12 protein-coding genes are annotated in these 10865 nt (G+C 59.3%); 5 read left to right on the forward strand and 7 right to left on the reverse strand.

Features of this window, described 5'->3' with window-relative positions:
* The 3 genes from ngg to VF672_RS00910 all read left to right on the forward strand — a co-directional run.
* The coding region (gene ngg / locus VF672_RS00900; RefSeq protein WP_331100427.1) for an N-acetylglutaminylglutamine synthetase at window positions 1–1148 on the forward strand (1148 nt) is incomplete at its 5' end.
* Window positions 1149–1276: 128 nt separating this feature from the next.
* Window positions 1277–2461, forward strand: coding sequence for an osmoprotectant NAGGN system M42 family peptidase (locus VF672_RS00905; protein WP_331100429.1), 1185 nt, complete (start codon window positions 1277–1279; stop codon window positions 2459–2461).
* A 62-nt stretch (window positions 2462–2523) separates the two neighbouring features.
* A complete protein-coding gene (locus VF672_RS00910; protein ID WP_331100431.1) occupies window positions 2524–2754 on the forward strand; it encodes a YheU family protein in 231 nt (76 codons plus the stop codon).
* Window positions 2755–2813: 59 nt separating this feature from the next.
* Here VF672_RS00910 and csrA read toward each other — a convergent pair whose 3' ends face one another.
* The 3 genes from csrA to VF672_RS00925 all read right to left on the reverse strand — a co-directional run bounded on the left by csrA (window position 2814) and on the right by VF672_RS00925 (window position 4430).
* Window positions 2814–3011 carry a carbon storage regulator CsrA gene (csrA, locus tag VF672_RS00915; RefSeq protein ID WP_331100433.1) on the reverse strand — a complete coding sequence of 66 codons (198 nt, stop codon included), beginning with the start codon at window positions 3009–3011 and terminating at the stop codon, window positions 2814–2816.
* A 201-nt stretch (window positions 3012–3212) separates the two neighbouring features.
* The gene (locus tag VF672_RS00920; protein ID WP_331100435.1) at window positions 3213–3545 is read right to left on the reverse strand and encodes a YnfA family protein; all 333 of its coding nucleotides are present in this window, start codon (window positions 3543–3545) and stop codon (window positions 3213–3215) included.
* A 72-nt stretch (window positions 3546–3617) separates the two neighbouring features.
* The gene (locus tag VF672_RS00925; RefSeq protein ID WP_331100438.1) at window positions 3618–4430 is read right to left on the reverse strand and encodes an SDR family oxidoreductase; all 813 of its coding nucleotides are present in this window, start codon (window positions 4428–4430) and stop codon (window positions 3618–3620) included.
* Window positions 4431–4878: 448 nt separating this feature from the next.
* On the opposite strand from VF672_RS00925, the gene VF672_RS00930 reads away from it, so the two are divergent.
* Window positions 4879–5037 carry a DUF3309 family protein gene (locus VF672_RS00930; RefSeq protein ID WP_092410703.1) on the forward strand — a complete coding sequence of 53 codons (159 nt, stop codon included), beginning with the start codon at window positions 4879–4881 and terminating at the stop codon, window positions 5035–5037.
* Between the two features lie 103 nt (window positions 5038–5140).
* Here VF672_RS00930 and VF672_RS00935 read toward each other — a convergent pair whose 3' ends face one another.
* The 4 genes from VF672_RS00935 to VF672_RS00950 all read right to left on the reverse strand — a co-directional run bounded on the left by VF672_RS00935 (window position 5141) and on the right by VF672_RS00950 (window position 8619).
* Window positions 5141–5398: a hypothetical protein gene (locus VF672_RS00935; RefSeq protein ID WP_331100445.1), complete on the reverse strand. Its 258-nt coding sequence runs from the start codon at window positions 5396–5398 to the stop codon at window positions 5141–5143.
* A 177-nt stretch (window positions 5399–5575) separates the two neighbouring features.
* A complete protein-coding gene (locus tag VF672_RS00940; protein ID WP_331100447.1) occupies window positions 5576–7234 on the reverse strand; it encodes a cation acetate symporter in 1659 nt (552 codons plus the stop codon).
* Window positions 7231–7542, reverse strand: a complete 312-nt coding sequence (locus VF672_RS00945) for a DUF485 domain-containing protein (protein WP_331100449.1) — start codon at window positions 7540–7542, stop codon at window positions 7231–7233. Before VF672_RS00945 ends, VF672_RS00940 begins: the two co-directional genes overlap by 4 nt.
* Before the next feature lie 219 nt (window positions 7543–7761).
* The gene (locus VF672_RS00950) at window positions 7762–8619 is read right to left on the reverse strand and encodes a glycine betaine ABC transporter substrate-binding protein (protein WP_331100450.1); all 858 of its coding nucleotides are present in this window, start codon (window positions 8617–8619) and stop codon (window positions 7762–7764) included.
* A gap of 360 nt (window positions 8620–8979) precedes the next feature.
* Here VF672_RS00950 and VF672_RS00955 point away from each other — a divergent pair, with 360 nt between their 5' ends.
* A complete protein-coding gene (locus VF672_RS00955; RefSeq protein ID WP_331100451.1) occupies window positions 8980–10578 on the forward strand; it encodes a glycosyl hydrolase family 17 protein in 1599 nt (532 codons plus the stop codon).
* Window positions 10579–10865: the final 287 nt, after the last annotated feature.

Raw genomic sequence — 10865 nt, forward strand, 5'->3', positions numbered from 1 at the left:
CCCGGCCTGGCGTTGGCGAAGTTCTTGTGCGGCATCTCATCGAACATTTCCAGAGCCGCGGGCTGGCCTATCTGGATTTGTCGGTCCTGCACGACAACCAGCAAGCGAAAAGCCTTTACGCCAAGCTGGGCTTTCGCAACCTGCCGACGTTTACCATCAAGCGTAAAAACGGCATCAACGAAAAGCTCTTTCTGGGCCCCGGCCCGCAGGCGCAGTTCAATCCGTACGCCCGGATCATCGTTGAAGAAGCCCATCGTCGCGGCATCGAGGTGCAGGTGGATGACGCCGAGGCCGGACTGTTTACCCTCATTCACGGAAGTCGCCGCGTGCGCTGCCGTGAGTCACTGAGCGACCTGACCACGGCCGTCAGCATGACGCTGTGTCAGGACAAACGCATGACCCAAAAGACCCTGAAGGCCGCAGGTCTGGAAGTGCCCGTGCAGCAACTGGCGGCCAATGGCGACGACAACCTGGCGTTTCTTGAAGAACACCAACGTGTGGTGGTCAAACCGGTCGATGGCGAACAGGGCCAGGGCGTTGCCGTGGATTTGCAGACCATTGAGGATGTCCAGGCTGCCATCGAGCGGGCGCGTCAGTTTGACAGCCGCGTACTGCTTGAGAGCTTTCACGAAGGGCTCGACCTGCGCATCGTCGTGATTGGTTTCGACGTGGTCGCCGCCGCGATTCGCCGCCCTGCCGAGGTCATCGGCGACGGCAGTCACACCGTGGGGCAGCTGATCGAGGCGCAAAGTCGCCGGCGGTCTGCGGCCACGGGCGGCGAGAGCAAGATCCCGATGGACGACGAAACCCGCCGCACCGTTGAAGCAGCAGGCTTCACGTTTGAAAGCGTGTTGCCGGCCGATCAGCGTCTGGCGGTGCGCCGCACGGCGAATCTGCACACCGGCGGCTGTCTGGAAGACGTCACCGCGATTCTTCACCCTGTGCTGAAGGATGCTGCGGTGCGAGCCGCGCGCGCCCTCGACATTCCGGTGGTGGGTCTGGACTTGATGGTCCCTGCCGCTGATCAACCGCAGTACGTGTTCATTGAAGCGAACGAGCGCTGCGGCCTGGCCAATCACGAGCCACAGCCGACCGCCGAGCGTTTCGTCGACCTGCTGTTTCCCCACACCAAGCCTGCCCATGGCTGAAGCGTCGCCCTTGTAACCGTGAGCTGGCTGGCGATCGGGTATGGCGGGACGACTGATTCGTTGCCGCCAGACCCGTGACGCGAGCACGTCCGCTACCAGGTTAATCCGCGCCACTTATTGAGGTCCCTATGACGACTGCAAATACCCATGAACCGGATTTGAATTACCTGCAGAAAGTCCTGCTGGAGATGCTCGCCATCCCGAGCCCCACAGGTTTTACCGACACCATCGTGCGCTACGTTGCCGAGCGTCTTGAAGAACTGGGCATTCCATTTGAATTGACCCGTCGTGGCACCATCCGCGCCACGCTCAAAGGGAAACAGAACAGCCCTGACCGCGCCGTGTCTGCGCACCTGGATACCATTGGCGCCAGCGTTCGTGAAGTCAAAGACAACGGCCGACTCGGTCTGGCGCCGGTGGGTTGCTGGTCCAGTCGTTTCGCCGAAGGCAGTCGGGTCAGCGTGTTTACCGACACCGGCGTGATTCGTGGCAGCGTGCTGCCGCTGATGGCCTCCGGACACGCGTTCAATACCGCCGTCGACACCATGCCCATCAGTTGGGATCACGTTGAAGTGCGCCTGGACGCCTATAGCGCCACTCGAGCGGATTGTGAATCGGTGGGGATCAACATCGGCGATTTCGTGGCTTTTGACCCTCTGCCCGAGTTCACGGACAGCGGGCACATCAGCGCTCGCCATCTGGACGATAAGGCCGGCGTGGCAGCATTGCTCGCGGCGCTCAAAGCCATCGTCGACAGTGGCGTCGAGCCTCTGATCGACTGTCACCCGCTGTTCACCATTACCGAAGAAACCGGCAGCGGTGCTGCGGGCAGCCTGCCATGGGACGTCAGTGAGTTTGTCGGCATCGACATTGCGCCGGTCGCGCCCGGTCAGCATTCCAGCGAACACGCGGTCAGTGTCGCAATGCAGGATTCCGGCGGTCCCTATGATTACCATCTGTCGCGGCATTTGCTGCGCCTGGGCGAGGAGAACGACCTCCCCCTGCGCCGCGATTTGTTCCGCTACTACTACAGTGACGCGCATTCGGCGATCACCGCCGGCTACGACACCCGCACCGCGCTCCTGGCGTTCGGCTGCGACGCGACCCATGGCTATGAACGCACGCACATCGACAGCTTGAGCACGCTGAGCCGTCTGCTTGCCGCCTACATCATGAGCCCGCCAGTGTTTGCCAGCGACGCGCATCCCTCCAACGCATCGCTGGAAAATTTCAGCCATCAACTGGAGCACGACGCGCACTTGGAAAGCGATACTCGGGTGCCGTCGGTGGATACGTTGGTTGGGCAGCGGTAGCCTGCCCGCACGGGGCGCGATAGCATCGTCGCCCCGTGTACTTTGTGATTGCCGAGAAACTTATGCTGATTCCCTACGACCAACTCGAAGCCGACACCCTGACGCGTCTGATCGAGGATTTCGTGACCCGCGATGGCACGGACAACGGCGACGAAACCCCTCTCGAAACCCGCGTGCTAAGGGTCAGGCATGCGCTGAGCAAAGGTCAGGCGGTGATTTTCTTCGACCTGGACAGCCAGCAGTGTCAGCTGATGCTCAAGCGCGATGTCCCGAAAGAATACTTCGAAGAATAGGCGGACTGCGCCTCGCTGTGCCAACGCCTCGCAGGACCAAGGCCCCACCTGAAGCCGCTTTACCGGCCCGGAGCAGGCCTGGTCAAATATTTCAGCCGTGAGGCGATCCGGCGGAAGACTTCAGTGCGGTGAATCCTCACGTGCCGGGGCGCATCGATCCCCAGGCGAACCTGATTGCCGGTGATGCCCAGAACTTTCACGGTGATGTCATCGCCAATGGCGAAGGTGTCCCCGATTTCCCGCGTCAATACCAGCATCGTCCTACTCCTTGGCGGTGGCCGAGGACGCAGGTTGACCTGCGGGCGCCGGTGCTTCAATGCGCCAGGGCAAAATCGGTAATGCCCTTCAACCTCTCAAGAACGTAACTGACAGACGCTGCCTACACGCCCATGCCTCGGCGTCTTGGCCGAGGGAAAGAAGTCCACGCCAGGTCGGTTCTTTCTTGAGGCATGGACTGGTCAGGTGGCTGACCACCGTGGGCCGAACAGGATGATGGTCGCGCCGATCACGCACAGACCGACGCCGATCCAGTCCGACGTTAACGGCCGAACACGTTCGACGACGCCCAGCCAGGCAATGGAAGTGATGATATAGATGCCGCCGTAAGCCGCGTACGCACGACCGGCGTAAGTGGCTTCGACCCGCGTCAACAGCACAGCGAACAGGGTCAGGCTGATCAGCGCGGGCACCAGCCATAGCGCGCTTTTGCCTTGGCGCAGCCACATCCAGAAGGCATAACACCCGGCGATCTCGAACAGCGCAGCAAGGAAGAACCACAAGTAGTTGAGCACGATGAGCCTCGTCCAGGGCAGCGGGAAAGTGCCGGCAACCCTATCAGAAAAGACCCGTGAAATCGGTCTGATTCAGCTCGCGGACTTGGCTTTGGCGCGCATCTTCTCTGCCATGACGGCCATTTCGTCGTACAACAGTTGAGGGTTTTTCTGCTTGAGTTGCCAAGCCATCCGTCCCTGCTCATGGGGCAGGATCATGAACTCGCCGCTGGCGACCTGCTGGTAGATGTACTCGGCAATATTGGTCGCGCTGATGGGCGAACTCTCCAGCAACTTGCCCACCTGGGCCTTCATTGCCGGCGTCGGCCCGCGAAAGGAGTCGAGCAGGTTGGTCTGGAAGAAAGACGGACACACCACGTGCACGCCGATCTCCTGTTGGCGCAGCTCGATCAGCAGGCTTTCCGACAGTGCGACCACGCCCGCCTTGGCGACGTTGTAGTTGCTCATTGCCGGGCCCTGCATCAAGGCGGCCATGGAGGCGATGTTGATGATCTTGCCTTTGCTTTGTTCCAGCAACGGGAGGAACGCTTTGCAGCCTTTGACGACGCCCATCAGGTTGATCGCGATTTGCCAGTCCCAGTCCTCCAGCGACAACTCGCCGAAGAACCCGCCTGACGCCACGCCAGCGTTATTGACGATCACGTCGATTCCGCCGAGTTTCTGCTCGCAGGCCTGTGCGAAAGCGGTGAGTTGGCTGTAATCGCGAACGTCACAGCGCTGGGCGAAGCCTTCTCCCCCCGCCTCCCGCACCAGACGCAACGTGTCTTGCAGCCCGCTCTCGCTGACATCCGACAGCGCCAGTTGCCAGCCTTCGCGCGCCCAGCGCAGCGCAATTTCGCGGCCCAGCCCGGACCCTGCGCCGGTAATCATGATGCGATTGTGCATAGCAGACGCCCTGTCGGTTACGAAGAAGTCAGCCGAGTGTAAACAGGCGGATTGTCCGACAAACCCTTCATCAAACTGCTGAATATGGGAGGCAAAACTCTGATCGGGGTTCATCACCACAGTTTCAGAAGCGCGTCACTGCGTAGCCTGCTTACGAAGTTGAGGCTAACGGCGCACTTCGCGACTCGTTAGTTGACACTTGGTTCCGTAACGAAGTGGCACTCTAAAACCGATTTTTTATTCCCAAACAGCGCTTTTTCAAGCGACAGCTAAATCCACAACCCTATGATTTTGAAAGACTTAGCCCAAATGTTAATTTTTATTTCTACCGCCCCGAACCTTTTGATTATTCCGACAGTCGGATTCATCAAGTAGCACATTGATTAGCCTGACTGGCGACATCGTGCACTGTTAAGCCATCTTCCAAGAACACTAGAAGGAACTCGTCATGGGCATCGGCACAATTCTCATCATTATCCTGATCCTGCTGTTGATTGGCGGACTTCCGGTATTCCCGCACTCGCGCAGCTGGGGTTACGGTCCGTCGGGCATCATCGGTACGATTTTGGTGATCCTGTTGATCCTGGTGTTGCTGGGCAGGATATAACTGTCAGGCAGCCGTTATAAAAAAACCGCGCTTCGGCGCGGTTTTTTATGGTCTGCTGAAAGTTCGCGACGCCAGGGCGTGACGCCCTGGCAGATTGCAGCTACTACTTTTTCTTCTTTGCAGGCTTGTCTGCCTTTTCTGCCTTGTCGGACTTCTTGGCCTTCTCTGGCTTGCTGTCGGCTTTCTTTGCTGCTTTCTTGGGTTCGGCGTCTTTCTTCTTGTCTTTCTTTTCAGAAGACTTGGAGAGTGCCGAAGCTGCCGCCGATTTCTTTTCCGGCGACGCCTTCTTGTCTTTTAAATCCTTGCTGGCCTTCGAAGCTTCACCTTTGGTTTTCTTGTCGTCTTTAGCCACGTTAACCACCTCTCGAAGAGTGCCGGTATTGGCACAAGGCCTGTGGGAATGTCCACACGCTGATCATTAGGCGAAGCGGCCCGAAAGCGGTTCAATCTTTTTAACCCCTCCGGCAAAAAAGGTTGCCCTGTTCAAACAAAAACGCCCCGACAGATCGGGGCGTTTTCATTAACAGACTAAATCACTTCAATGCGATACCGCACCGCTGGCACCCAGGCCCGTCTGCGACCGCACGAACTGCGGGAAGAACAAGGCACGCTCGCCCTCTGCTGCTTTCGACTTATCGGTGATCGAGAAGAACCAGATCCCGATAAAGGCAATTGCAATCGAAAACAACGCCGGATACTCGTACGGGAAGATCGCCTTCTCGTGATGCAGAATCTGCACCCAGATGGTTGGGCCCAGGATCATCAACACCACCGCGCTGATCAAGCCCATCCAGCCGCCGATCATCGCGCCACGGGTGGTCAGGTTTTTCCAGTACATCGAGAGCAACAACACAGGGAAGTTACAGCTCGCCGCGATGGAGAACGCCAGGCCCACCATGAACGCGATGTTCTGGCTTTCAAACGCGATGCCCAACAGGATCGCCACGACCGCCAGCGCCACCGTGGTGTACTTCGACACACGGATCTCGTCTTTCTCGTTGGCCTTGCCCGCCTTGATCACGCTGGCATACAAGTCGTGGGAGACCGCCGATGCACCGGCCAGGGTCAGACCCGCCACAACCGCCAGGATGGTTGCGAACGCCACGGCCGAGATGAAGCCCAGGAACAGACTGCCACCGACCGCATCGGCCAGGTGAACCGCCGCCATGTTGTTGCCGCCGAGCAGTGCGCCCGCTGCGTCCTTGAACGCCGGGTTGGTGCTGACCAGCAGGATCGCGCCGAAACCGATGATGAAGGTCAGGATGTAGAAGTAGCCGATGAAGCCGGTTGCGTAGAGCACTGACTTGCGGGCTTCCTTCGCATCACTCACGGTGAAGAAGCGCATCAGAATGTGTGGCAGGCCCGCGGTGCCGAACATCAGCGCCAGACCCAGCGAGAACGCCGAGATCGGATCTTTCACCAAACCGCCCGGGCTCATGATTGCCTCACCTTTAGGGTGGACCTTCACCGCTTCGGAGAACAGCACGTTGAAGTCGAAGTTGACGTGCTTCATGACCATCAACGCCATGAACGATGCACCGGAGAGCAGCATCACCGCTTTGATGATCTGTACCCAGGTGGTCGCCAGCATGCCGCCAAACAGCACGTACAAGCACATGAGGATACCGACAAGGACCACCGCCACGGCGTAGTCCAGACCGAACAGCAGCTGGATCAGTTTGCCGGCACCCACCATCTGCGCGATCAGGTAAAACGCCACCACGACCAGCGAACCGCAGGCGGACAGGGTACGGATTTCCTTCTGCTTCAGGCGGTAGGACGCCACGTCAGCAAAGGTGTACTTGCCCAGGTTGCGCAGGCGCTCGGCGATCAGGAACAGGATGATCGGCCAGCCGACAAGGAAGCCGATGGAGTAAATCAGGCCGTCGTAACCGGAGGTGTACACCAGCGCCGAAATCCCCAGGAAGGACGCCGCCGACATGTAGTCACCGGCGATGGCCAGACCGTTCTGGAAACCGGTGATCTTGCCGCCAGCCGAGTAATAGTCCGACGCTGTCTTGTTCTTCTTCGACGCCCAATAAGTGATGTAGAGGGTAAAGCCGACGAAGACCACAAACATGATGATCGCCGACACGTTCAACGGTTGCTTCTGCACTGCACCGGTCAGCGCGTCGGCTGCCCAGAGTGTCGGTGCGAAAGCAGCAAGGCCGAAGGCCGCAAGCAGGCGCCGAATCATTGCTGTGCCTCCTTCAGAATCGCGTTGTTCAGGTCATCGAATTCACCGTTTGCGCGGCGAACGTAGATGGCGGTCAGAATAAATGCGGAAACAATCAGCCCGACGCCGATTGGCATGCCCCAGGTGATGGTTGATGTGGCGCTGAGCTTGGCGCCGAGAATCTGAGGCCCATACGCAATCAAAAGGATGAATGCGGCATAGAGCCCAAGCATGATTGCCGAGAGAATCCAGGCGAATCGTTCCCTTTTCGAGACCAGCTCCTTGAAACGCGGGCTGTTCTGAATCGAGAGGTAAATGCTGTCGTTCATTGTTTTTGTCCTCGCAGCACAGATGGATGTTACGGTTTGCACTTTAGTCCGCTCTGCGATGCACTCCAGACGACCTTAGTATTAGAACGACATTAGTCGATGCGCGCGGGATTGCCTCTTTTGCCTGGACTTGATGGCGCCGAATGGGCAGCGCAATAAAAAACCGCCTGGCGATGACTCACCAGGCGGTTCGGTACTGCATTAAATCTTTGTGACGGATTACTTACCGGTCCACTCTTTGACGCGATCCGGGTGCTTGGCGACCCACTCCTTGGCCGCGGCTTCAGGCTTGGCGCCGTCTTGAATGGCGAGCATGACTTCGCCAATTTCATCCTTGTTGGTCCACTGGAATTTTTTCAGGAAATCGGCCACGTCCGGGGCCTTTTTCGCCAGGTCCAGGCTGCCGATGTTGTCGACCGTTTCCGCTGCACCGTAGACACCTTTAGGGTCTTCGAGGAATTTCAGCTTCCACTTGGCGAACATCCAGTGCGGCACCCAGCCGGTCACGGCGATGGATTCTTTCTTGTTCTCGGCGCGGGTCAGCTCGGCGATCATGCCGGCGCCGGAGCTGGCCTGCAGCTTGTAACCGTCCAGGCCGTAATCCTTGATGGCCTGGTCGGTCTTGATCATCACGCCTGAACCGGCGTCGATGCCGACGATTTTCTTCTTGAAGGACTCGTCGGTCTTGAGGTCCGCTACCGAATTGGCTTTGACGTACTCAGGCACGATCAGGCCAATTTTTGCGTCCTTGAAGTTCGGGCCGTAGTCGGTGACCTTGTCCTTGTTTTTGGTCCAATATTCGCCGTGTGTCACGGGCAGCCAGGCCGACAGCATCATGTCGAGTTTGCCGGTCGCCACGCCCTGCCACATGATCCCGGCCGCGACGGCCTGCAGCTTCACCGGATAACCCAGTTTCTGCTTGATCACCTCGGCCGCCACGTTGGTGGTTGCAACACTGTCGGACCAGCCGTCGACGTAACCGATGCTCAGCTCGGGCTTGGCATCGGCATGGACCAGCGTGGCACTGATGGCCAGTGCCAGCGCGGCACCGACACCCAGGATTTTTCGCATCGTCATTTTCACTTCCCCGGTAGTCCAGAACCCGACAGCGGTCGGGCGTCGTTAACGTTCTTATAACGTCGCACTCGCGCCCTTGTTCGGGGCAAGCCACGCGTTCCACGTTTCCACCACGTGCCTGCGCAGCCGCAATGGCTGCGTGGACGACCGATCATCAACCCCCACACGCCCAGCGCCTTTCCTGCCAGCGACACCCAGCCACCGGTAAACGACATCACCGGGCCATCAACGACAGACAGGTCGTAAAGAGGCTAGCGGTTCGTCCGGATATTGCATGGTTTGAAAAAGCGCTGACTGGATGAGGTGTGTAACCGCGTCATCTTGCTAACATGCCGCCCTTCGCCCCACTTCGGCACCATCATGTCTGCAACGTCCCGCTCGCCTGTCGTCCTTTACCTGTTTTCCTGTGTGATCGCTCTCCTTGGCCTGTGCGGCTATTGGTACTGGCTGGGCAAGCCGGTGATTCTGCCGGACGCCGCCACGCCGACCCACAAGCTGCAATGTGCGTCCTACACGCCGTTCGACAAGGATCAATCGCCGTTCGACCAGCCGTTCACCCTGCGGCCCGCGCGTATGGACGCTGACCTGGCGTTGCTGGCGACGCGCTTCGACTGCGTGCGCACCTATTCGATGACCGGCATGGAGGCGCTGCCCGACATTGCCCGCAAGTACGGTCTTAAGCTGATGCTCGGCGCCTGGGTCAACGGCAACCCGGTCGACACGGCCAAGGAAGTGAAAGCGCTGATCACCGCGGCAAATACCCACCCGGATGTGGTGACGGCGTTGATCGTCGGTAACGAAAGCCTGTTGCGCAAGGAAGTCACCGGCGCTCAGTTGGCCACGCTGATTGGTCAGGTGAAGGCGCAGGTCAAGCAACCCGTCACCTACGCCGACGTCTGGGAGTACTGGCTGCAGTACCCGGAGGTCGCACCGGCGGTGGATTTCCTGACGATCCACCTGCTGCCCTACTGGGAAGACGACCCCACCGGCATCGATGAAGCGCTGGCTCACGTCGCGCAGATCCGTGAGCAGTTCGGCAAGAAATTTGCGCCCAAGGACATTCTCATCGGCGAAACCGGCTGGCCCAGCGAAGGCCGTCAGCGTGAAACGGCGCTGCCCAGCCGCGTCAACGAAGCCAGGTTCATTCGCAGTTTCGTCGCAATGGCCGAGCAACACGGCTGGCACTACAACCTGATCGAGGCGTTCGACCAACCGTGGAAGCGCCAGTCCGAAGGCGCCGTGGGCGGTTACTGGGGCCTGTTCGACGCGGACCGACAGGACAAAGGCGTGCTGGCCGGCCCGGTGTCGAACCTGCCGCTGTGGCCGTTCTGGCTGACGGTCAGCGGCGCGATCGCCTTGCTGGCGCTGGCGTGGGCCGGCCGTGTCAATCATCCACGCAGCGCACTGATGCTTCCGTTGCTGGCGGCGTTTGCCGGGTGCTGCATCGGCACCTGGGGTGAACTGGCCCGCGTGTCCAGCCGCTTCGCCGGCGAGTACCTGTGGGCGGCGGCGCTGGTGGCGCTGAACCTCTTGGTGCTCGCCCATGCGGCGCTGGCCTTATCGGCTCGCGCAGGCTGGCGCGAGCGGGTATTCGCCTGGCTGGACGTTCGGGCCGGGTGGTGGTTGTACGCCAGCGGGTTTGCGGCGGCAGTGATGATGCTGGCGATGGTCTTCGACCCGCGCTACCGCAGCTTCGCGACGGCCACGCTGTGGCTGCCGGCGCTGGTGTATGTGGTCCGCCCCGTCACAGCGCCGCGCAGAGAGATCGGCTTGCTGATGTTCATCGTCGGCGCCGGCATCGTCCCGCAACTGTTTCGCGAAGGCTTGAGCAATCCGCAGGCATGGGCATGGGCGTCCGTCAGCCTGCTGATGGCGCTGACGCTGTGGCGCAGCGTTCGCCTGGGCGCGGGTGTAAAAGTGCCAGGCCATGCGCCGGTGACCACAGCTGACGCTGTGTAACCGAGTGTGCGGTGTGATGGATACATTGTGTTACCGCCAAGTGAGCTGACGGCTCGCTGGCGGGTAACACGGAAACAGAATTCTGTTACACAGCGGGCATGCCAATCGATCTGATTTCGTAAGACCTTGTTTTATATCAAGTTACTAAAGTTGGCACGCACCCTGCTATATCTCTTGCATAACAAGAACAAAATGTGAAAACCCAATAAAAATAAGATGAATCGGCTCTGACATAACAAGAACAACGGCACAGAGACGCAGCCAACAGATTTTTTTGGAGTAGAAAT

This window comes from Pseudomonas sp. (genome assembly GCF_036387035.1).
Lineage (GTDB): Bacteria > Pseudomonadota > Gammaproteobacteria > Pseudomonadales > Pseudomonadaceae > Aquipseudomonas.